A 21,872-nucleotide genomic window follows, 5' to 3' on the forward strand; every position below is an offset into this window, starting at 1 on the left:
TCCTTCGCTTTACAAAAAAACGGTTAAACGCCGGCTTCCGCAGCCATGGGTTTAACGACGATACGATTGATGTGATGAAGGTCGATGGTGTCGAAGTTAACCAGACCCGCCTGTTTTTTCAGATAATCCCGAACGTCGAACAGACGATCGAGCTTGGGGCCGTAGTCCCCGTAACCGAGCCGAATGCTCCGGACGGGGCCGTCGGCCAGAAGGGTCAGGCCGATTTCCCGATCCACGAGGATCTGCTTGATTTGGGAAAGAGGAAGACGGCCATCGGGATCCTGCGCGAGTTTGACGATGTTCATCACGGCTTTGTGCGGATTGGTTTCATGCTTCATCGGTTGCCTCCCAGCCACATGGATGTCTTCCGGGTTAAAGCCGGTGATTACCGGCAGGGTGTCCGTTTCCCCGGAATAGTGTTTAAAGATCTCGCCACCGGTGTTCATCAGATAGCGCTTACTGTTCATTTCAATGAGGGCCAGGGCCTTGTGTTCCCTGATCCTGACCAGAATCCCGTCGGGGACTTCCCGGATCACGTCGGCGCCGCTGATCCAGGGGTGGGCCAAAAGACGCTGCCGGGCCACGTTCAGGTTGACGGCGAAAATGTTGTCGTTCTGCCGGATGCCGGCCTGCCGCAGCACCTCATTTTCGCTGAGCCGCTCAAGTCCCGTCACCGCCGTGAGCCTGGCGTTGAACATCGCGGCCCGGGTCAGGGCGCTGTAAGCGAGCATCAGGCAAAGGGCCAGTACCGAAAGTCCCGCCGTGACGCAAAACCCGGTAAGGATGGGCCGGATACGAAGGGACGGCCGCCGGCGGGGCTTTCTCTTCGGCGTCTTGAACGTGTTCTTACGAAGCGGTTTCTTCTTGGCCGACAATCTGCACCTCGGTGTCCAGCATCACGCCCCAGCGGGAAAAGACCCGCTCCCGGACCGTGGCGATCAGGGCCAGGATGTCCTTTGCCCTGGCCTTGTTTGCGTTGACAATAAAGTTGGCGTGCCGCTCGGAGATCCGGGCGCCGCCCACGCTCAGGCCTTTGAGTCCGGCCGAATCGATCAGTTTTCCCGCCGGGTCCCCGTTCGCCGGGTTTTTGAAAATGCAGCCCGCGTTGGGCAGGGACAGGGGCTGACTCTTTGTCCGGGTCCGGAGCAGGCGTTTGGCCTCCTTGTCCAGTTGATCGTGATCGCCTCGGGTCAGACCCAGGACCGCCGACACGATCACCGGTCCTTCAAGCCCTGCGGGCCAGGCCAGATGCCGGTAGGAAAAAGAAAGGTCCTTCCGGGCAACCGCGGATAGCCTGCCCGCCCCGTCGATCACCTGAACTTCATCGATGATCCTTCCCATGCAGCCGTCCCGGGTTCCGGCGTTCATGGCGATGTGTCCCCCCAGGGTGCCGGGAATGCCCCAGGCGAAGGTGAGCCCGTCCCAGCCGTTTTTCAGGGAAAGGCGGCACAGATCCCGGGTTTTGACTCCGGCGTGGGCCCGAACGGTGATCCGTCCGTCGAGATGGTCGTGAGTGAGGATCTCGGACGGAAGACCTTTCAGGCAGAGCACCAGCCCCGCGACGCCCCCGTCTTTGACCAGCAGGTTGGTGCCGTCTCCGATCACCATGACGGGAAGGCCGAGGCTGCGGGCCGTGCCGATCAGGGCCGCGGTGTCCTCAAGGCTCCGGGGACAGGCGAACACCTGGGCCGGCCCGCCCACCTTGAACGAGGTGTGGCGGCTCATCGGTTCCTCAAAGGCCAGAATGCCCGGGAAACGACGGCTCAGTTGATCTCTGATGTCCTCGGTGATCGGCATCGCTTAGTCCTTGTCCGTTTGCCGTGACGTTTTGCGTTCCAGATAGTCTTCGCCCACCTTGTACACGTTCCCGGCCCCCAGGGTCAGAAGCAGGTCATCGGGTCCGAGCTCGTCGAGCAGAAGCTCCACCGCCGTGTCCAGGCTGTCCGCGTACGAGGCGTTTTCATGCCCCCGCTCGATGATCTTGTCGCACAGGGCCTCGCTGGTGATCCCGTCGACGGGGCTTTCTCCCGCGGCGTAGATCGGCAGCACCAGAAGCCGGTCCGTGTTGTAGAAGGCCCGGGTGAATTCGTCGAACAGGGCCGCGGTCCGGCTGTGGCGGTGGGGCTGGAACACGGCCGCGATGCGTTTGTCCGGCCAGCTTTCCCGGGCCGCCAGAAGGGTGGCCTTGATTTCCGTGGGATGATGGCCGTAATCGTCGATGACAAGCACGCCGTCCGCCTCGCCCTTTTGTTCCAGCCGTCGTTTGACGCCCTCGATGGTTTCCAGGGCGCATTTGATGGTTGCAAAGGGAATGGCGAGCTCAAGCCCCACGGCGATGCCGGCCAGGCAGTTGGTCACGTTGTGGACGCCGGGAAGATTGAGGGTGATGTCGCCCAATTCCTCATCGAGGCGGAACACGGTGAAATGGCTCCGGCGCCCTTCGAAGCGGATGTTCCGGGCCTGGATGTCGGCCCGTGTGTTGAGCCCGAAGGTGGTATAGCGTCCCTTGATCTCCGGCAGGATCTCCTGCACGGATTCGCTGTCGATGCACAGAATCGACAGTCCGTAGAACGGCACCCGGGCGATGAAGTTCACGAAGGCTTTCTTGATGCTGTTCAGGCTGTCGTAATAATCCAGGTGCTCCCGGTCGATGTTGGTGACGATGGCGATGGACGGCGAGAATTTCAGAAAGGACCCGTCGCTTTCATCGGCCTCGGCCACGATGAATTCCCCCAAACCGTGCATGGCGTTCGAGCCCACGCTTTTGAGTACCCCGCCGATGATCACCGTGGGATCGAGGCCCGCCTTTTCAAGAATGGCCGCCGTGATGGAGGTGGTCGAGGTTTTCCCGTGGGCGCCGGCCACGGCGATGCTGTACTTGAGCCGCAGCAGCTCGGCCAGCATTTCGGCCCGGGGAATGATGGGGATCTGGTTCTTTTTGGCCGCAACCACCTCGGGGTTGTCCTTCTTGACCGCGCTGGAGGTGACCACGACATTGGCGCCCTCGATCTGCTCGGCGCGGTGACCTTCAAAGATCGTGGCGCCGAGGCTTGAAAGACGCCGGGTGATGTCGGTCAGTTTGAGATCCGAACCCGACACCCGGTAGCCCAGCTTGAGCAGGATCTCGGCGATGCCGCTCATGCCGATGCCGCCGATGCCGACAAAATAAATATGGTATTCCTTCTGATACATGATGCGTCCTTATTCCATCGCAAGGGCGGCTCTCTCGCCGTCCCCGATCAGTGCGTAACAGTCATCGACAATGTCTTCGGCGGCCCGGGGCCTGCCGCAGGCGTCCGCGTTCTCGGCCATCATGGCCAGCTCGTCCGGATGGGTCCTGAAATACTTAAGGCATTCGGCCAGCCGTTCACCCGTAAGCTGATCCTCGGTGATTATTTCCGCCGCACCCCGGTTCACCAGGCTGACCGCGTTTTTCACCTGATGGTCGTCGGCGGCGTAGGGAAAGGGAATCAACACCGACGGCAGTCCCATAGCCGTGATTTCAGCGATGCTGGTTGCTCCGGCCCGGCAGACGATCAGGTCGGCCGCCTCGTACTGGGCGTCCATGTCCGTGAAAAAGGCCTGGACCCGGGCCGTGAGGCCGTATGTTTCATAGGCTTCCCGGACCAGGGCTTCGTCGTTCGCACCGGTCTGGTGAATGAACTGCCAGCCTTCGCCCGGATCGAGCAGGGGCAGGGCCTCGAGCACGGCCGTGTTGACGCGGTGGGCTCCCTGACTGCCGCCGGCCACCATGACGGTAAACCGGCCGCCCTGGTGTGATCTGTTTTTCCGGCGTTCCCGGGCCTCTAAAATGACGGTGCGCACGGGGTTTCCCGTCAAAAGGGGCCTGCTGTGGGGAAAATACACCAGGCTTTCCCCGAAAGACACGTGGATCCGTCGGGCGAACCGGCTGATCAACCGGTTGGTGACGCCGGGCAGGATGTTCTGTTCCTGAACCACCACGATGCGGCCCATCAGCCGCGCGGCCAGAGCCACGGGACCCGATGAGTAGCCGCCCACCCCGATGACCAGGTCGGGCTTGAACCGCCGAACGATGCCGATGGAACACCACAGCGACCGGGGCAAAATGAACAGCGCCTTGATTTTTTTAAAGATCCCCAGCCCTTTGATCCCCGCGGCGGGGACGGCCTGGTGATCGAATCCTTCGGCGGCCAGAATGGACGTCTCAAAGGGGCGGTTTGTGCCCACGAACAGAATCCGGTTTTCCGGATTGCGGTTCTGAAAGGCCCGGGCCATGGCGATGCCGGGGAACAGATGGCCCCCGGTCCCTCCGCCGGCGATCAGGATGTTGATGCTAGGCTCGTCCATGGCTGCCCTTTCCGATGTTGAGAATAATGCCCACGGCCAGCATGTTGATGATCAGCGAACTGCCGCCGTAGCTTAAAAACGGCAGGGTCAGCCCCTTGGTCGGGAGAAGGCCCATGGCCACGCCCATGTTGATCGTGACCTGGACTCCGATGGACAGGGTCAGACCCGCGGCCAGGAGGGACCCGAACACATCCTCGGTGTTCATGGCGATGATCAGTCCGCGCCAGATGACCACGGCGAAGACGATCAAAAGCAGCAGCACGCCCCAGAGCCCCAGTTCCTCGCCGATGACCGAGAAGATGAAATCCGTGTGGGGTTCGGGCAGGTAAAAGAGTTTCTGGTGGCCGTTGCCCAGTCCCTTGCCCAGAATCCCCCCGGACCCGAAGGCCATCAGGGAATGAACGATCTGGTAACCCTGGTCGGTCTGGTGTTTCCAGGGGTCCAGGAAGCTCATCAGGCGTTCGACCCGGTAGCTGGCGCTGATCATGATGCCCACGGCCAGGGGCAGCAGGGCCAGGAGGGAACCGCCCAGGTATTTCATGGGAACCCCGGCCAGAAACATCATGATCCAGCAGATCAGTCCCAGAATCATCACGGAGCCGAAATCGGGCTGGATCATGATCAGCCCCGCCAGCATCAGCATCACCAGCACATGGGGAAGAAATCCGATGGAAAACTCCCGCACCCGTTCCTGTTTTTTGGACAGGCTGTAGGCCAGGTAGATGATCATGGCCAAACGGGCGAATTCCGAGGGCTGAACCGTGAGGCCCCCCAGACGGATCCAGCGCGCCGCGCCGCCGGCGCTGTGGCCGTATCCCGGGATCTGGGTCAGTGCCAGAAGCACGGCGGCAAAGGCCAGCATCGGATAGGCCAGGGGCCGGTAGATCCGGTAGGGGACCATGGCGGCGGCAAGCAACGCCAGGCCGCCCAGCACCGAGAACAGCGTCTGCTTCCTGAGAAAGAAATACCCGTTGCCGTAGGTGTCGTTGGCGATGGCCGAGCTGGCGCTGTAGATCATGACGATACCCACCCCGGTGAGAAACAGCACGCTGAGGAACAGGGGGGCGTCGAATCCTGACATGACATCGCTGGATGAACCGGCCTGGGCCATAGGGTCAGATCCTTTTCATCTTAAAGGTTGAATCGTAAGGGTTCGCGTCGGGCCGGACCATGGCCCGGTAAGCGGCGCGCACGGCCTCGTCCACCCGACGGGAATCGGAAATTTTCAGGTCCGTTGCAAACGCGGGTTTGATTTCATCTTCGGCGCCGCACAGAAGCAGGGCGCACATCAGCAGTTTGGCATCGGACGGGCTCAGGCCCTGTCCGTCGTTTACCTTCTCATGCATGGACATCCTCCTTCAGGTGTTTGACGGCGTCGGCGAACACCCGGCCCCGGTGTTCGTAGTTCTTGAACATGTCGAAACTGGAGCAGGCCGGTGAAAACAGGACCTTGTCCCCCTCCCGGGCTTCGGCGTAGGCCAGGCTCACGGCCTGTTCCATGCTCTGGGCCTCGATGATGCGGATGAAGGGAGACAGGGCACTCTTGATTTCCTTGGTCGACTCCCCAATGGCCACCACCGCGCGGGTGTACTTGAGAAGCCGGTCTTTGAGCTGGAGGAAGTTGCCGCCTTTGTTCCGGCCGCCCAGAATCAGGACCAGGGGCGTCTCGAAGGCGTCCAGGGCCCGGATGACGGCATCCATGTTGGTGGCCTTGGAATCGTTGTACCAGTCGATGCCCCGGACCGTGCCTACATGCTGGATCCGGTGGGGCAGGCCTTCGAAGGTGTCGACCACCTGCTGGATGGCATCAAGGCGTGCCCCGGCCGAAAGCGCCGCCAGGGCCGCCGCGGCGATGTTTTCCCGGTTGTGGCTGCCCGGAAGGCGGGTCCGGGACAGGTCGAGGGCCATGGCGTCTTTGCCCGGCAGGTTGAAGGTGATCTTTTTACGGCTGATCACGGCCGAATAGCCCGATCCCCCCGCGCCGAAGATGTATTTCCGGTTCTGGAGCACCTTGCCGAGGGACAGGGACGTGGGGTCGTCCCCGTTGATGATGGCGATGTCGTCTTTTTCCTGGTTTTCGAAGATCCGGCCCTTGGATCTGGCATAGGCGTCGAAGTTCGCATAGCGGTCCAGGTGGTCTTCGGTGATGTTGAGCAGCACGGCGACGGCCGGCCGGAATGTTTTGATCGTGTCGAGCTGGAAACTGCTGAGTTCCGCCACCACACGGTCACAGGTCCGGCCCTGGGCCACGTATTCGGTCAGAGGGTTGCCGATGTTTCCTCCCGTGAAGACGCTGATGCCCGACTCGTCCAGCATCAGTGAAATCAGGGTGGTGGTGGTGGTTTTTCCGTTGGTCCCCGTGACGGCGATGATCGGTTCCTTGATGAACTGGTAGGCCAGTTCCACTTCGCCGATCACGGGAATGGAAAAATCCATGGCCTGACGGACCTGGGGAATGGTGTGGGGCACGCCGGGGCTGAGGACGATCAGGTCCGTGTTCAGGAACGTTTCCTGGGTATGGCCGCCCAACTCGATGCGGATGCCCAGATCGGCCATTTCACCGGGAAGGGTGCCCAGCATTTCGGCCTGGGCCTTGTCCGTCACGGTGACCTGGGCGCCCCGGGCTGTGAGAAACCGGGCGATGCTGGCGCCTGACCGCGCGAGGCCCACCACGAGAATGCGTTTTCCGTTGAGTTTGATCATGGCCCTGCTACCTTATTTTCAATGTGCTGACCGCAAGGAGGGCCAGCATGATGGAGACGATCCAGAACCTGACGATGACTTTGGGTTCCGGCCATCCCTTGAGTTCGAAATGATGATGAAGGGGAGCCATGCGGAAGATCCGCTTCCCCTTGGAAATCTTGAAATAACCGACCTGGAGAATCACCGACAGGGCCTCGATGACGAACAGCCCGCCGACGATGACCAGGAGAATTTCCTGTTTGGTGATCACGGCGATGGTGCCCAGGATGCCTCCCAGGGGCAGGGAGCCGGTGTCCCCCATGAACACCTGGGCGGGATGGGCGTTGAACCAGAGAAATCCCACCCCGGCTCCGGCGATGACCCCGCACAGCACGGTGATCTCCCCGCTGTGGGGGACGTAGGCGATCTGGAGGTATTCGGCGATTTTCATGTGTCCGGTCACGTAGGCGAACAGCATGTAGGTCACGGCGCTGATGATCACCGGCCCGATGGCCAGCCCGTCGAGGCCGTCGGTGAGGTTTACGGCGTTGGACGTCCCCACGATCACGAAGGCGGCGAAGAAGATGTACCAGATCCCCAGATCGGGACTGACGTTTTTCAGGAAGGGGATGGTGACCCGTGTGGAGAACTCCGGGGTCGTGTAGGTCAGCCAGCCGACCAGAAGGCCCATGGCAATCTGCATCAGAAGCTTGGACCGGGCTCCCAGTCCCTTGCTGCGTTTCTTGATCTGCATCAGGTAATCATCGGTAAACCCGATGAGGGTGAATCCCAGCACGGACAGCAGGGCAATCCACACGTATCGGTTGGTCAGATCGGCCCACATCAGGGTGGCCGCCATGACGGCCGCCATGATCATCACACCGCCCATGGTGGGGGTGCCGGCCTTGTCGTAGTGACTTTCGGGGCCTTCCTTGCGGATGTACTGGCCGATCTGCATTTTCTGGAGGGTCCGGATCACAAAGGGCCCCAGGAGGAAGCAGATCAGAAAGGCCGTGACCGTGGCATAGATGGTCCGGAACGTGATGTAGCGGAACACGTTGAAAAACGTGATCTCCGTGTGCAGGGAATATAAAAGATGGTAAAGCATAAGGGGTTTAATCTCCGTTCGGTGCCATGAGTGCCGTGACGATCTCTTCCATGGCCATGGACCGTGAGCCCTTGACCAGTATCCAGTCGCCCTCGCCAAGCCGGTCTTTGAGGGCTGCGACAATATCCTGTTTCGTACCCGTGAACACCGAGGCGGCATCCATGCCCCGGCGGACGGCTTCCTCGATGATCAGTGCCGCTTTGTCTCCAAAACCGTAGATGCCGTCGACCCCGGCCGCGGCGGCGAAGGCGCCCATGCTGCGGTGGAGGGTGTCGGAGTCGTTTCCCAGTTCCTTCATGTCGCCGACCGCCAGGACCCCCCGGCCCGACCCCTTGAGGTCGATGAGGGTTTCGATGGCCGCGGCCATGGAACCGGGATTGGCGTTGTAGCTGTCGTCGATCACCCGAAAGCCCCGGGGGCTTTGCCGGATGGCCAGGCGCCCGTGGACCGGCTCGAAGGACGACAGGCCCCGGGCGATGGTGGGTATATCGAGACCTGCGGCCAGACCGGCTCCGGCGGCGGCCAGGGCGTTCGACACCATGAACCGTCCCGAGGTGTTGAGCGTCACGGGGGCGCTTTTGCCGCCGATGTGCAGGTCAAAGCGGACCCGGCCCCGATCGAGCCGGATGTTCTGTCCCGTGACGGTCGCGCCGTCGGTCAGCCCGACGGTGATCACCGGACAGGGACAGCAAGAGACCATGGCGGCCACCCGGGGGTCGTCGATGTTGAGCACGGCCCGGCCGTCGGCCGGAAGGGCCTCGATCAGTTCGGCCTTGGCCCTGGCCACGTTGTCAATGGTTTCAAGGCCTTCCAGGTGGGCCGGGGCAACGTTGGTGACGATGCCGATTTCGGGTTTTGCCAGGCCGGCCAGCGTCGCAATTTCACCTGCGGCGCTCATGCCCATTTCCACCACGGCCCACTGATGGTCGGCCGAGAGACGGAGCAGGGTCAGGGGCAGGCCGATCTCGTTGTTGAAATTGCCCCGGGTTGCCAGGGTGCAAAACGCCTGGCTGAGGACGGCATCGGTCATGGCACGGGTGGAGGTTTTTCCGTTGGACCCGGTGACGGCCGCCAGCCGGACGCCGGATTCTTTTTTCTGGAGGGCCCCCATGGCGCCCAGGGCGGCAACGGTGTCGGCGACGGCCACACAGACGGTGTCCGGGAGGGAACGGATCAGGTCGATGGCCTCCGTGCGGTTCCGGTCGACCACAAAGCCCCGGATGCCTTTGCTCAGCACCTGGCCCACAAACCGGTGCCCATCGTGATTCTGTCCCCGGACAGCCAGAAACAGGTCCCCGGCGTCGATGGACCTGGAGTCGATGGACAGACCCGTAAAGGTCATGGCCCCCGACCCGCAGATCCGCTTGCCGCAGGTGGCGGTCAGAAGACGGTCAAGGGTCCAGGGCAGGGGGCAGGGGTCAGTGAGCATGGGCTTTAAGCGCCTTTCCCGCTTCAATCCGGTCATCGAAGGCGATGGTGCCGGTGTTCAGAATCTGGTACGTTTCGTGGCCTTTGCCGGCGATCAGAACCGTGTCTCCGGGCCTTGCGGATGCGATGGCCAGATTGATGGCCCGGCGCCGGTCCGGTTCGACGACACGGCCGTTTCCGGTCATGCCGTCAAGGATCTGCCGGATAATGGCGTCCGGATCTTCGGTCCGGGGGTTGTCCGAGGTGACGATGCACAGATCCGACCAGGTCTCGGCAAGGGCGCCCATTTTCGGGCGTTTGGTCCGGTCCCGGTCTCCGCCGCAGCCGAACACGGTGATCAGGCGTCCCGTTGCCAGGGGCTTGAGGGTCCTGAGGACGTTCAGCAGGCCGTCCGGGGTATGGGCGTAGTCCACAAACACGTGGATACTCCGGTCGGACGGCACCCGTTCCAGGCGTCCCGGCACCGTGAAGGCCCGCACGCCCCGGGCGACGGCATCGAGGGAAACGCCGGCGGCGAGGGCCGCGGCGGCGGCGCTCAGGATGTTTTCCAGGTTGTGGGCGCCGATGGCCGATGAGGCGATGGCCACATTGCCCCGGGGCGTGACGAGGGTTCCCCGGATGCCCCGGATGTCGAGTTCCGCGTCTTGGAGATGCACGTCTGCGTCCGGTCCCCCCGTGGTCAGCACCGGAAGGGTCAGGCGGTTTTTCAGGTCCCGTCCCCGGGAATCGTTGAGGTTGATCACGGCCTGCACCCGTTTGCCCGCTGCGGCGGCGGCAGGCAGGTGGTCGGTGAAGAACCGGGCCTTGCAGTCAAAATACCGGTCCATGGTGCCGTGGTAGTCCAGATGGTCCTGGCTGAGGTTGGTGAAGACTCCGGTATCGAAGGACAGGCCCGCAATCCGGCCCAGGTCCACGGCGTGGGACGAGACCTCCATGATCACATGGCTGACGCCCGCACGTTTCATGTCCGACAGGATCCGCTGAAGATGCAGGGAATCCGGGGTGGTCATGGGATTGTCGAAGACCTCTCCGGCGTAGCGGACATTGACGGTGCCGATGACGCCCGGCGTGAGGCCCGCTTCCGTGAAGATCGCCTCGATCAGGTAGGTGGTGCTGGTCTTGCCGTTGGTGCCGGTGACGCCCGTCAGATGGAGAGACGCGGAGGGAAAACCGTAGAAGGCCGCGGCCGCAAGGGCCAGGGCTTTGCGGGAATCGGTGACGCGGAAAAGAGGGATCATGCAGGCGTCGGGCGCTTTTTCGGAAAGGACGGCGACGGCACCCCGGGCCACGGCATCTTTGATGAAAGCATGGCCGTCGACCGAAAGACCCGGAACGGCCACAAAAAGGCCTCCGGGTCTTACCGTCCTGGAGTCGTCGTGAAGGGAGGTCACCTCAGGGTCCTCTCCCGTCGGGTACGGTGACCCGTCGGGCGGTGCCAGGGCCCGGATGTCGGGCGTGAGCAGATCGGAGAGCTTCACCGTTTGACCTCTTGTCTCTGTGCCAGCAGAATGGCGGCTTCATTACCGCCGGTTTCAGGTTCAACTTCAAGATAGTTCAGGGTTTCGTGAACGATTCTCCGGAAGGCCGGGGCCGCCACCACGCCGCCGTAGTGGTTGACTTTGGGGTCGTCCAGAATGACCAGCACCGCCGCCCGGGGGTGATTTTTCGGGGCGAAGCCCACGAAGGAGGCGGTGTAGTGCTCGGTGGAATAGTTTCCCGTCCGGTCGATTTTCTGGGCCGTGCCGGTTTTGCCGCAGACCGTGTACCGGGACAGGGCCGCATTGGTTCCGGTGCCGCCGTCGGTGACCACGGTGGCCATGATCTGTTTGACCTTGGCGGCCGTTTCCGGCCGGATCACCTGGCGGACCGTGCGGGGGCCGAACGATTCGACCATGCTGCCGTCGGGGGCCGTGACGGCGCTGACCAGATAGGGCCGGACCAGCTTGCCGCCGTTGGCGATGGCCGACACGGCGGTCAGCAGTTGCACGGCGGAGACGGAAATGCCCTGACCAAAGGAAATGGCCCCGGTGTCGATGGACGACCAGGTGTTGAAATTTGAAAGGATGCCCGCCGTTTCACCGGGACAGTCGATGCCGGTCCGGTGCCCGAAACCGAAACTGGTCAGGGTCTTGTACAGGACTTTCCGGCCGGTGATTTCCGACACCTTGACCGCGCCGATGTTGCTTGAAAACTTGATGATCTGCTGCAGCGACAGCCACTGGTGGGGATGGGTGTCCTTGACCCGGTCCCGGCCGATCCGGTAGGTCCCGTTTTCACAATAGAAAATCGAGTTGGGCGAGCAGACGTTGGCATCGATGGCCGCCGCCGCCAGAAAGACCTTGAGGGTCGATCCCGGTTCGTAAGGGTCTGTCACGGCCCGGTTTCGCCAGAGGCTCCGGTCGTACTGGCCGAACACATTGGGGTTGAATTCCGGGTAGTGGGCCACGGCCAGAAGGGCGCCGGTGTCCGGATCCATCACCAGCGCGATACCCGTGGGCGCCTGGAATTCTTCGGCGGCGTCCTTGAGGGCACTTTCGGCGATAAACTGGATCCGTTTGTCAAGCGTCAGCACCAGATTGTTGCCGCTGAACCCGGTGATGCGGCTGCCGTTGCTGTTGAATCGCCGGCCCCGGGCGTCCTTGGTCACGATGAACTTGTCGGAGGCGGCCTCGAGGTCGCGGTTGTATTCGAATTCCAGCCCTTCCAGGCCCTTTTCGTCGGTACCGGTGAACCCCAGGACCTGGGCGGCCAGCCCCATGTTGGGGTAGAACCGGTTGTGTTCGGGAATGAATTCCAGGCCCGCGATCCCGGCCTCACGGATTTTCTGAATGTCCGACGGCGGGACCTTGCGTTTGACCCAGGTGAAGGACCGGTTGTCTTCCAGCTTTTTCTTCAGGCTCCGGGCGTCCAGATCCAGGATTCCGGCCAGGGTTTTCGAGGCGCCTTCGATGTCGCTCATCTGTTCGGGAAACGCTCCGATGGACATGACCTCCAGACTGACGGCCAGTTCACGGCGGTTGGCGTCGTAAATCGTGCCCCGTTTGCCGGAAGCCACCAGAAACCGCTGGTACTGGGCTTCGGCCCGGGCCGTCAGCCAGTCGCTCCGGATGACCTGAAGATGAACGGCCCGGCCGGCAATCACGAGCAGCATGATACTGAAGAGACAGCCCATCACAATCGTTTTGTTTTGTATGGCGGTGTGTTCTCTGGTCATCATGTCCTACCTGATCGTCATAATCTGGTTCTGTTCCGGCATCTGAAGCCCCAGGTTCCGTGATGCCAGGGCCGAAATCCGGTCCGGGGCCATCAGATGGGCCCTCTCGATTCTCAGCTTCTTTTCCAGTGAAAGCAGCCGGTTGTGTTCGTCCTGGCTCCGGGTCAGCTCATAGGCCGTCGCCCTGCACTGAACCCTGCTCCAGGTAAACACGAAAAGCTCCGCGGTCAGAAGGAGCACACAGACGACCCAGAGGAGGGTGCTGCCCCGTCGGGGCTGTCCGTCACTGTTTTTCATAGTTTTTCACAGGCCCGGAGACGGGTGCTCCGCGCCATGGGGTTTCGCTCTGTTTCAAGGTCGGTGGGCCGGACCACTTTCCGGGTCAGACACCGGACCTTCGGGGTTTGTCCGCACACACAGACCGGAAAATCTCTGGGGCAGGTGCAGCCCCCTTCGAGTTCCCGGAATTTTTCCTTGACCAGCCGGTCTTCCAGGGAATGAAAACAAAGCACACACAGTCTTCCCCCGGGAGACAGAATCTCCACGAAATGGTCAAGAAAATAACGCAGTCGGCCGAGTTCGTCATTCACGGCAATCCGCAGGGCCTGGAACACCCGGGTTGCCGGATGGATTTTCTGGGTCGCGGCCGCCTTTTTCGGCATGGCCCGGGTGATGATCTCGGCCAGCCGGGCACTGCTCTCGATGGGGGCCGCCTCCCGTTCCCTGACGATCATCCGGGCCATGGGGCGTGAAAATCGCTCTTCTCCCAGCGTAAAAAAAAGATCGGCCAGTTCCTTCTCCGAAAGGCCGTTGACCAGATCGGCGGCCCGGGTTCCCGCCTCGGCGTTCATCCGCATGTCCAGGGGTTCGTCTTTCATGAAGCTGAATCCCCGGCCGCTTCGTTCAAGCTGATTCTGGGACAGGCCGATGTCGATCAGGATGCCGTCCACGGCGTCAATCCCCAGATCCGAAAGGATGTCCGGAAGATCGGCGAAATTGCCGTGAACGAGACGGATGCCCGGATGCGCCGGCCGAAGGATTTTCTCGGCGTTGTCAATGGCGTCCATGTCCTGGTCGATGCCGATGAGCCGCCCGGACGGGCCGATCCGGTCGATGATGGCCCGGGCATGGCCCGCACCGCCCAGGGTGCCGTCCACATAGGTCCCGCCCGGTTTGGGGTCCAGGTAACGCAGGACCTCCTCGGGCATGGCGGAAATGTGGGTGAAGGCCATGGCTTAAAGACCCAGGTCGGCCAGCTCGTTCTGAAGCTCGCCGCTCTGAATCTTTTCGAACATCTTCCGGTTTTCGGCTTCCCAGCGGTCAAGGGACCATATTTCGAAGTGGTCGACCAGGCCCACCAGCATGATGTCCTTGTCGATCCCCGCGTAGTCTCTCAGGTTTTTGGGGATCAAAACCCGGCCCTGCTTGTCGCAGGCGCAGTCCAGGACATTACCCAGAAAAAAACGTCGGATGAAGGTGTTGTTCGGACTCCGCGAGGCCAGGATACGGCGTTCGACCTCTTTCCACCCGTCGTAGGTGTAGGCGAACAGGGCCTGGGCCGTTCCGGTGGTGATCATCATGCCCTCACCCCCGCCCGCACCGATGACGTCACGAAACCGGGACGGCACGATCAGTCGTCCTTTCGGGTCACAGGTGTGGGTTGAACTTCCTCGGAACATAAAATGGGTCCTCGCTTCCCTCGTGCATCCACTTTGATTCACAGTAATGGTATAAAAGTACAGAATTCTATAAAAGAGTCAAGACAAAAATATAAGCGAGTTTAATTTTTTTAATGATTTATTACTGTTAAAGGTGGTGGAGTAAAGTGGTTGTATGATGCGAATCCGGGCGGGGGCGGGTTGCCCCATCCGTTTTTCGAAGCCGCGGTTGATCAACGGGGGGCCATGGTGTATAGTAAGAAATCTCATGTCGATTCGATCTGCGAACCCCAACATGCTGACCAGGCCCATTTTCAATCACCTGCTGCCGCGCCTTTACCGTTCAATGTCATGACGTATCACCCCTAATCGTCACGGACCGCCCCATGGTCCGGGCCGGGGAGGATCCATGATTTTCAAAACGATCGGGAAACAGGATCTGAGCACCCTGTTCGATGTCCAGTTAAAGGGGGTGGAGTGCGTCGGCCCCAAGCGGGTCGCGATCACACCGGGGGGGCGGAGCATTTATCAGTTCCTTCCCCTGGAGGACTTTGCGGAGGCGGACCTCACCTACGGGAAAACGGAATACTCGGCCAAGACCTACTTCATCCCCTTCCGGGAAACTCTGTCGTCTTTCACCTTTCACGCCGGAGGCTGGGAGCAGACCATCCGCTACCGGATTCAGCCCCGGGTGATTTTCGGTCTCCATGCCTGCGACATCAATGCCTTGATCAAACTGGACAAGGTTATGGCCCAGGGACCTTTTCCGAACCCCTACTACCTGTCCCGCCGGGCAAATACCTTCGTGATCGGGCTGGATTGCCCGGAACTCTGCCCGGGGGGATTCTGCACCGCCATGGGGACCCACACGGTCACCCACGGCTTCGATCTGTTCCTCACGGACATCGGGGACCGATATTTCGTCAAGGTGGGGTCCGAGCGTGGCTTCGACCTGATCACCCGGATCGAGGCCCGGGACATCACCCCCGACGACGGTCAGGCCTATCGGGAACGGAGCAACGCCTTTTCCCTCCGCCATGAGCCGGCGGTCCGGGTGGAGAATTTCTCGGAGATCCTGGATATCGAGTTCGAATCGGAGGTCTGGGACAAATGGGGGGAGCGGTGCATGGGCTGCGGCACCTGTGCCATGGTCTGCCCCACCTGCTACTGTTACGGCGTTCATGAACGGCCGGCCATGGATTTTTCCTCCGGGGAAAAAATCAAGGAGCTTTATGCCTGCACGGTGAGGGATTTTTCGGAGGTGGCCGGCGGTCACAATTTCAGGCCGGGTCGGGCCACCCGTTTGAAGTACCGGTACTACCACCAGCACCGGGGATTCGTCGAATCCTTTGGGGAACCCATGTGCGTGGGGTGCAACCGCTGCGGTGACGCCTGTCTTTCCGGCATCAACCCCGTCGCGGTCATTCGCGACCTTCAGATGGAGGACACCCGATGAGCCGGACGATCGTCCATGCCTACGACATCACCCGCGAGGCGGACATGACGGAGCCCCTCGATTTCAACCGACGAAGCCGGCTGAAAGACGTGGATCGGCTTTTCCGGGCGGAGCTTACCAACATCATCCGCCTGACCGACCAGGAAAAGCTCTTTCAGCTGAGACTGGTCGATCCCGCCGAAAGAGAGCGTTTTACCTTCTTGCCCGGGCAGTTCATCATGATCGAGGTGCCCGGGTACGGGGAAGTTCCCATTTCCATCTCCTGTTCGCCGTCGATCAAGAGCCTTCTCGAGGTCTGCATCCGGAAAGCCGGAACGGTCACCCGGGCCCTCCACAGCGCCCGGCCGGGAGCCGTGGTCGGCATTCGCGGACCGTTCGGCACCCATTTCCCCATGGAGCGGATGAAGCATCATGCCGTCCTCCTGATCGCCGGCGGATTGGGTCTGGCTCCCTTGCGGGCGCCCCTGTGCCATGTGATCGAAAACCGGGCGGACTTCGGTCCGGTTTCGATTCTCTACGGAGCCGGTGATCCGAGAAGGCTTCTGTTCGATTACCAGTACGAATCCTGGCACCGCATCGACGGCATCGATCTTAAGGTGATCGTCGAAACCCCCGATGAGACCTGGACCGGCCCCGTGGGAAGGATCACCCGACTTCTGGATGATATCAGGATCGATTCCGAGGACACCTACGCCATCGTCTGCGGCCCGCCGGTGATGTTCACCTTTGTGTGCAACCGCTTGAACGACATGGGCATCCCCCGGCACCGGATGTTTGTGTCCCTGGAACGCCGCATGCACTGCGGCATGGGCAAATGTTGCCGATGCAACATCGGCTCCACCTATACCTGTCTGGACGGACCGGTGTTTGACTACTGGTCGGTGATGAATCTGAAAGAGGCTATCTGAAAGGACGGGAGGCATGAACTATCTGGGCGTCAGAGCCAAAAAGCCGAAGATCGCGGTGTTCGATTTCACCGGCTGCGAGGGGTGTGAGCTTCAGCTGGTCAACAAGGAGGACACCCTGATTGATTTTTTGAAGGCCGTCGACCTTGCGGCCTTCCGCGAAGCCTCGTCCACATGCCGGGACGATTACGAGATCGCTTTGATCGATGGCGCCGTGACCCGTGATGAGGAGGTGCAGCGCCTCAGGGACATCCGGGCCCGGGCCGAGGTGCTGGTGGCTTTGGGCAGCTGCGCCTGCTTCGGCGGGGTCAACACGCTGAAACATGCGGTGGATAAGGAGGCGGCCGGTCGGGACGTCTACAACGACCTTCCCGTGGCCGGCGGTCCGGCCCGGGCTCTGTCCCGGGTGGTCGCCGTGGACCTGATGATTCCGGGATGCCCGGTGTCCAAGGAGGAGGTCGAATCGCTGATCCGCCATCTGGTCTGGGGCACGCCTTTTCATCTGCCGGCCTACCCGGTCTGCCTGGAATGCCGGCAGCGTTTCACCACCTGTGTGTTCGACAAAGGGATGCTCTGCCTGGGTCCCGTTACCCAGGCGGGGTGCGGGGCTCCCTGCCCGGCCGGAGGCCTGGGGTGCTGGGGGTGCCGGGGACCCTGCCGGGAGCCCAACTACGAGGCCTTTTTCCAGGCCGTCCGCGACAAGGGGGGGGATCGCCGGGACGTCAACGAGCGTCTGGCGTTTTTCGGCGCTTTCGGGGAGGTCCAAATGCCATGAAAATCGATGTGAATGTGGATGTCCGCCATGTGACGCGGATCGAGGGGCACGGAAACATAAGGGTTCGGGTGGAAGGCGGACGGGTCGTCGAGGCCCGCTGGGAGGTGGTGGAGTCTCCCCGTTTTTTTGAAGTGATGCTGAAAAACAGGCCGTATCCGTCCGTGGCGATTCTGGCGTCCCGGATCTGCGGCATCTGCTCGATTAGCCACGCCTTGTGCAGCCTCACGGCCACGGAAAGCGCCTTCGGCATTCGGGTGCCGGAGCAGGCCAGGGTCTTGCGTCTTTTGGCCAAACACGGGGAATTGCTTCAAAGCCACCTGCTCCACCTGCTGTTTCTGGCGCTCCCGGATTTTTTCGGCGAGCCCGGCGTGGTGCCCCTGATCGACTCGCGGCCCGAGGTCGTGAACCTGGCCGTCCGGGTGAAACACGCGGCCAACCGGATCTGCGACGGGGTGGCCGGTCGCACCACCCATCCGGTCACTTTCCAGGTGGGAGGGATGAGCGCCGTTCCGCCAAGATCGTTTCTTCTGGAATTGAAACGGGAACTGACAGACACCGTGCTTCGGGATCTCCAGGCCGTGGCGGATCTTTTCGCTGCCTGCCGGATTCCCGATTTTGTCCGGGAAACCGAGTTCGTGTCCCTGGAAGGGCGGCAGACCTATCCCTTTACGGATGGGGATCTGATGTCCAGCGACGGGGTCCGCGCCGCCCGGAAAGACTACCGGGCCGTCACCAACGAATACACGGTTCCCCACAGCACGTCCAAGTGGACCCGGCTGTCCCGGGAATCCTATGCCGTGGGGGCCCTGGCCCGTGTGAACAACAACCACCGCCTGCTTCATCCGGAGGCGGCCCGGCTTGCCGGAGCCCTGGGCCTTGAGCCCGTCTGTCACAACCCCTTCATGAATCATGCGGCCCAGCTGGTGGAATGTGTGCATGTAGCCCATGAAATCATCGGGTTGATCGACTCCCTGCTCGCCGCCGAACACTGGGACGTCATGGCTCCGGAAATCCGGCCCCGGGCCGGATCGGGGATCGGCGTGGTGGAAGCCCCCCGGGGGATTCTCTTTCATTATTACGAGTACGATGGCCGGGGGACACTGGTCCGGGCCGACTGCGTGGTCCCGACCACCCAGAACAACGCCGCCATTCACCATGACATCCGGTGTCTGGTCGACCGTTTCGCCGCCCGGGGCGTGCCCGATCCGGATCTGGAGCGTCTCTGCACCATGCTGGTCCGCGCCTACGATCCCTGTCTGTCCTGCTCGGTCCATTGAACGGACGGCCATCGCCGTCGGATTTTTTACGAAGCCGTCACAGGTTGATGAACTCGTAAAACGTCATCACATGACGGCAAAGAAAAACGTTCGAGTTCAAGGCGCCGCGAATCCCGAGGAATGAGGCGTACTTAGGGTACGCCGCAGTGACGAGGGATGACGCGCAACGCAGAAATCGGACGTTTTACGAAGCCGTCACGGGTTGTTTGTGGTGAGAAAGGAGAGAAGTCTGTTTTTCAGGGCGTCCAGGTCATTCAGTTCACAGGTCCAGATGATCATGACGTCCCAGCCGGCCTGTTTCAGGCTCTCCATGTTCGCCTTGTCCCGTTCGATGGTTTTGTCCAGCTTTTCATTCCAGAACGCGGTATGGGTTGTCGGCCGTTTGGCCCGTGGGCAGTGGGGGTGGCCATGCCAGAAACAGCCGTGGACGAAAATGATTTTTTTGTGTTTCGGAAGGGTAATGTCGGGTTTTCCGGGCAGGTCTTTTCGATGAAGCCTGAACCGGTATCCCATGTTGTGGAGCAGGGATCGAACAAGCCGCTCGGGGCGGGTGTTCTTACCGGCCACCTGCGACATGATGCGGCTTCGTTCGTTTTTCGTGAAAATGTCCATGCTCGTCGTTTTGCTCCAGAAGGATTCGAACCACATCCGCCACCCGTGCGGCAAGAAGGGGGGGCACGGCATTGCCGATCTGCATGGCGATTTCACGTTTTGATCCCGTAAATCGGAAGCCGTCGGGAAAGCTCTGGATTCGGGCGGCTTCCCTGTGGGTGATCGGTCGATGCTGTTCCGGATGCAGATAGCGTCCTTTCTCCGGTTTGAAAAATTCGGTTCTTATGGTCACCGACGGTCTGTCCCACCATAACCGTCCGAATAAATCGGTTCCGCCCGATTTTTTTTTGCGCCAGCACGCCGGCGTCAATTCAGGGGCGAGCCTCTGAAGATCAAACCGGTTCATGCCCTCGTCGGGTATGGCCCGGTAGCGTTTACGGCTCAACTCCGTCGGATTCCTGCCGAAATGCAAATCCAACGGCGGGGGCACGGTCCTGACTTCGGTGCCTTCAGGGACCGGCAGATCCCCGATGGCATCCCGGACGGTTTGCCGGCGAGCGGGCTTTGGCAGGTAATCCTCGCGGTTGAAGGGGAGCCCGGGCCGGGCGTCGGGTCCATTGGGGCCGACGTGCGTTTTTCGCGGCGGGAAGATCAGGGCCGGATCGGCAAAGCGGCAGCCGATGATAAAGGCGCGTGTTCGGGCTTGCGGGACACCGTAATCCGCAGCGATCAACTTGTCCTGGTGAACGCAAAACCCCATGGCTTCGGCCGCGCCGACGATTTCGTTATGCTCGGCGGTGCCCAATAACTGCGGAACGTTTTCCATGACAAAGATCGACGCCCCGGACATCCTGACCACCTCCAGATAGGGCCGCCAGAGTTTTTTGCGCGGATCGCTCTTCCGATTCCGGTTCAGCAGACTGAAACCCTGGCAGGGCGGCCCGCCGATCACGACATCGGCGGCCGGTATGTCCGCACCGCCCCGGTCGAGGATATCGACAATGTCGCCGACAACCCCTACCGGGCCAATGTTTTCATTGTAGGTGTCAATGCAGAACCGGTTGAAATCGTTGGCCCAGACATGCTGAAACGGTTGACCGAACCATTGTGAAAACCCCAACGACATGCCCCCGGCTCCGGAGAACAAATCGATGACGCGGTAGCGACGCGGACGGGTGAGCAGCGCCCCCGAACACCGAAGGCCGTAGGTCCTTTCGTCCTCGTCGGACAGAGGTCGTTTTTCAATTTTCAATGAAATATCGGTGGTATACATGATCATAAGCCTTTTGGAATGCCGATGGGTTCTTTTTTATCGTCTATGGTTTAAAAGCGCAAAACAAAAATGAGACATCGCCCGCCCTCACGACAGGGTTTTGCGGAAGCGTTTGGCGGCCAGGACGATGAAGAAAAGGGCCAGCATGCTCTGCCAGGCGACCTGAATCCTGAGCATTTCGATGCCCGAGCCTTTCATGACGATGCCCCGCAGGATCTCCAGGTACCAGCGGATGGGGTTGATGCGGGTCAGGTGCTGGATGCTGTCCGGCATGTTGGCGATGGGAAACATGAAGCCGCTGAGCATGACCCCCGGCATGATCACCAGGAAGCTGGTCAAAAGGGCCTGCTGCTGGGTTTCGGCGCCGGCGCTGATCACGAGGGCGATGCCCAGGTTGCCGCACAGGTAGATGCCGGTCAGGAGGTAGAGAAGGGGCAGGTTGCCCTTGACCGTCACCCCGAACACCAGGCGGGCTACGATGAGCATCACCGTCATGGTGAAATAGCCCGTGGCCATGTAGGGCAGGGTCTTGCCCAGGATGAACTCGATTTTCCGGATGGGGGTGACCATCACCTGCTCGATGGTGCCGATTTCCTTTTCCCGGACGATGCCGATGCTGGTCAGCATGATGCTGAAAATGAACAGCATCACCGCGATCAGCGAGGGCACGAAGTAAAGACGGCTTTCCTGGTTGGGATTGAAAAAGGCCCGGGACTCGGTTGTCACCGCAGGGACCGGGGCCGCACCCAGGCGATTTTGGCGGTCTTCGGTCACGGCGGCCGCCTCGTCCCCGACGATGCGCCGGGCGTATCCGGCCACGATGGCCGAGGTGTTGCTGTCCGTGCCGTCGGTGATCACCTGGATGCGGGCGGTCCTGCCGCTTTCGATGTCGCTGCCGAAACCGGGATGAATGAGGAGAAGGGCCCGCACGTCTCCGTTATCGAGGGCCGCGTCCAGCTGATCGTCCGATAAAACGTTTTGCTCCGTCTTAAAGTAGCCTGCGGCGGCGAACCGCTCGATGAGGGACCGGGACGCCGGGCTTCTGTCCCGGTCGAGCACGGCGGTCCGGATGTTCATGACATCGGTGTTGAGGGCGAAGGCCATGACCATCATCTGGATGACGGGAACCCCCAGAACCACCATGCGCATGCGCGGGTCCCGGAACATCTGGAGAAACTCCTTGATCAGCATCTGACGGATACGGTTAATCATCGG

At 61.2% G+C, this 21,872-nt stretch carries 21 protein-coding genes; 4 read left to right on the forward strand and 17 right to left on the reverse strand.

Annotated elements, in window-relative coordinates; all coding sequences use genetic code 11:
* Positions 1–23 precede the first annotated feature (23 nt).
* From ACYQ11_RS17635 to mraZ, 14 genes are read right to left on the reverse strand one after another with little or no spacing between them, the layout of a single operon-like run.
* Positions 24–875, reverse strand: coding sequence for a cell division protein FtsQ/DivIB (locus tag ACYQ11_RS17635; RefSeq protein ID WP_459925131.1), 852 nt, complete (start codon positions 873–875; stop codon positions 24–26).
* Positions 847–1,797, reverse strand: a complete 951-nt coding sequence (murB, locus tag ACYQ11_RS17640; RefSeq protein ID WP_459925132.1) for a UDP-N-acetylmuramate dehydrogenase — start codon at positions 1,795–1,797, stop codon at positions 847–849. Before murB ends, ACYQ11_RS17635 begins: the two co-directional genes overlap by 29 nt.
* Positions 1,798–1,800: 3 nt before the next feature.
* Positions 1,801–3,192 carry a UDP-N-acetylmuramate--L-alanine ligase gene (gene murC, locus ACYQ11_RS17645; protein WP_459925133.1) on the reverse strand — a complete coding sequence of 464 codons (1,392 nt, stop codon included), beginning with the start codon at positions 3,190–3,192 and terminating at the stop codon, positions 1,801–1,803.
* 9 nt (positions 3,193–3,201) lie between these two features.
* The gene (gene murG / locus ACYQ11_RS17650; RefSeq protein ID WP_459925134.1) at positions 3,202–4,329 is read right to left on the reverse strand and encodes an undecaprenyldiphospho-muramoylpentapeptide beta-N-acetylglucosaminyltransferase; all 1,128 of its coding nucleotides are present in this window, start codon (positions 4,327–4,329) and stop codon (positions 3,202–3,204) included.
* The gene (gene ftsW / locus ACYQ11_RS17655) at positions 4,316–5,440 is read right to left on the reverse strand and encodes a putative lipid II flippase FtsW (RefSeq protein WP_459925135.1); all 1,125 of its coding nucleotides are present in this window, start codon (positions 5,438–5,440) and stop codon (positions 4,316–4,318) included. The genes murG and ftsW overlap by 14 nt, the downstream gene beginning before the upstream one ends.
* 4 nt (positions 5,441–5,444) lie before the next feature.
* Positions 5,445–5,675: a hypothetical protein gene (locus ACYQ11_RS17660; protein WP_459925136.1), complete on the reverse strand. Its 231-nt coding sequence runs from the start codon at positions 5,673–5,675 to the stop codon at positions 5,445–5,447.
* The gene (gene murD / locus ACYQ11_RS17665) at positions 5,668–7,032 is read right to left on the reverse strand and encodes a UDP-N-acetylmuramoyl-L-alanine--D-glutamate ligase (protein ID WP_459925137.1); all 1,365 of its coding nucleotides are present in this window, start codon (positions 7,030–7,032) and stop codon (positions 5,668–5,670) included. Before murD ends, ACYQ11_RS17660 begins: the two co-directional genes overlap by 8 nt.
* Before the next feature lie 7 nt (positions 7,033–7,039).
* Positions 7,040–8,119: a phospho-N-acetylmuramoyl-pentapeptide-transferase gene (gene mraY / locus ACYQ11_RS17670; protein ID WP_459925138.1), complete on the reverse strand. Its 1,080-nt coding sequence runs from the start codon at positions 8,117–8,119 to the stop codon at positions 7,040–7,042.
* A 7-nt stretch (positions 8,120–8,126) separates the two neighbouring features.
* Positions 8,127–9,548: a UDP-N-acetylmuramoyl-tripeptide--D-alanyl-D-alanine ligase gene (locus tag ACYQ11_RS17675; RefSeq protein ID WP_459925139.1), complete on the reverse strand. Its 1,422-nt coding sequence runs from the start codon at positions 9,546–9,548 to the stop codon at positions 8,127–8,129.
* Complete coding sequence (locus ACYQ11_RS17680; RefSeq protein ID WP_459925140.1) at positions 9,538–11,025, reverse strand: UDP-N-acetylmuramoyl-L-alanyl-D-glutamate--2,6-diaminopimelate ligase; 1,488 nt, start codon at positions 11,023–11,025, stop codon at positions 9,538–9,540. The genes ACYQ11_RS17675 and ACYQ11_RS17680 overlap by 11 nt, the downstream gene beginning before the upstream one ends.
* A complete protein-coding gene (locus tag ACYQ11_RS17685) occupies positions 11,022–12,764 on the reverse strand; it encodes a peptidoglycan D,D-transpeptidase FtsI family protein (RefSeq protein ID WP_459925141.1) in 1,743 nt (580 codons plus the stop codon). The genes ACYQ11_RS17680 and ACYQ11_RS17685 overlap by 4 nt, the downstream gene beginning before the upstream one ends.
* A 3-nt stretch (positions 12,765–12,767) precedes the next feature.
* The gene (locus tag ACYQ11_RS17690) at positions 12,768–13,058 is read right to left on the reverse strand and encodes a hypothetical protein (RefSeq protein WP_459925142.1); all 291 of its coding nucleotides are present in this window, start codon (positions 13,056–13,058) and stop codon (positions 12,768–12,770) included.
* A complete protein-coding gene (gene rsmH, locus ACYQ11_RS17695; RefSeq protein ID WP_459925143.1) occupies positions 13,055–13,993 on the reverse strand; it encodes a 16S rRNA (cytosine(1402)-N(4))-methyltransferase RsmH in 939 nt (312 codons plus the stop codon). The genes ACYQ11_RS17690 and rsmH overlap by 4 nt, the downstream gene beginning before the upstream one ends.
* Before the next feature lie 3 nt (positions 13,994–13,996).
* Positions 13,997–14,440 (reverse strand): division/cell wall cluster transcriptional repressor MraZ, encoded by a 444-nt coding sequence (mraZ, locus tag ACYQ11_RS17700; RefSeq protein WP_459925144.1) that lies wholly within the window; start codon positions 14,438–14,440, stop codon positions 13,997–13,999.
* Between the two features lie 388 nt (positions 14,441–14,828).
* Between mraZ and ACYQ11_RS17705 the strand changes: the two genes are divergently transcribed.
* From ACYQ11_RS17705 to ACYQ11_RS17720, 4 genes are read left to right on the forward strand one after another with little or no spacing between them, the layout of a single operon-like run.
* Entirely contained in the window at positions 14,829–15,875 is a 1,047-nt protein-coding gene (locus tag ACYQ11_RS17705) for a 4Fe-4S dicluster domain-containing protein (protein WP_459925145.1), read from the forward strand.
* A complete protein-coding gene (locus ACYQ11_RS17710; RefSeq protein WP_459925146.1) occupies positions 15,872–16,783 on the forward strand; it encodes an FAD/NAD(P)-binding protein in 912 nt (303 codons plus the stop codon). The genes ACYQ11_RS17705 and ACYQ11_RS17710 overlap by 4 nt, the downstream gene beginning before the upstream one ends.
* Positions 16,784–16,796: 13 nt before the next feature.
* Positions 16,797–17,555, forward strand: a complete 759-nt coding sequence (locus tag ACYQ11_RS17715; RefSeq protein WP_459925147.1) for an NADH-quinone oxidoreductase subunit B family protein — start codon at positions 16,797–16,799, stop codon at positions 17,553–17,555.
* The gene (locus ACYQ11_RS17720) at positions 17,552–18,832 is read left to right on the forward strand and encodes a Ni/Fe hydrogenase subunit alpha (RefSeq protein WP_459925148.1); all 1,281 of its coding nucleotides are present in this window, start codon (positions 17,552–17,554) and stop codon (positions 18,830–18,832) included. Before ACYQ11_RS17715 ends, ACYQ11_RS17720 begins: the two co-directional genes overlap by 4 nt.
* A 195-nt stretch (positions 18,833–19,027) precedes the next feature.
* Here the strand turns inward: ACYQ11_RS17720 and ACYQ11_RS17725 are convergent, their stop codons facing one another.
* The 3 genes from ACYQ11_RS17725 to ACYQ11_RS17735 form a co-directional block, all read right to left on the reverse strand.
* Positions 19,028–19,408, reverse strand: a complete 381-nt coding sequence (locus ACYQ11_RS17725; RefSeq protein ID WP_459925149.1) for a very short patch repair endonuclease — start codon at positions 19,406–19,408, stop codon at positions 19,028–19,030.
* Positions 19,389–20,657 (reverse strand): DNA cytosine methyltransferase, encoded by a 1,269-nt coding sequence (locus ACYQ11_RS17730; RefSeq protein WP_459925150.1) that lies wholly within the window; start codon positions 20,655–20,657, stop codon positions 19,389–19,391. The genes ACYQ11_RS17725 and ACYQ11_RS17730 overlap by 20 nt, the downstream gene beginning before the upstream one ends.
* Positions 20,658–20,744: 87 nt before the next feature.
* Positions 20,745–21,869 carry an ABC transporter permease gene (locus ACYQ11_RS17735; RefSeq protein ID WP_459925151.1) on the reverse strand — a complete coding sequence of 375 codons (1,125 nt, stop codon included), beginning with the start codon at positions 21,867–21,869 and terminating at the stop codon, positions 20,745–20,747.
* Between the last annotated feature and the right edge of the window lie 3 nt (positions 21,870–21,872).

Source organism: Desulfatiferula olefinivorans, assembly GCF_054657895.1.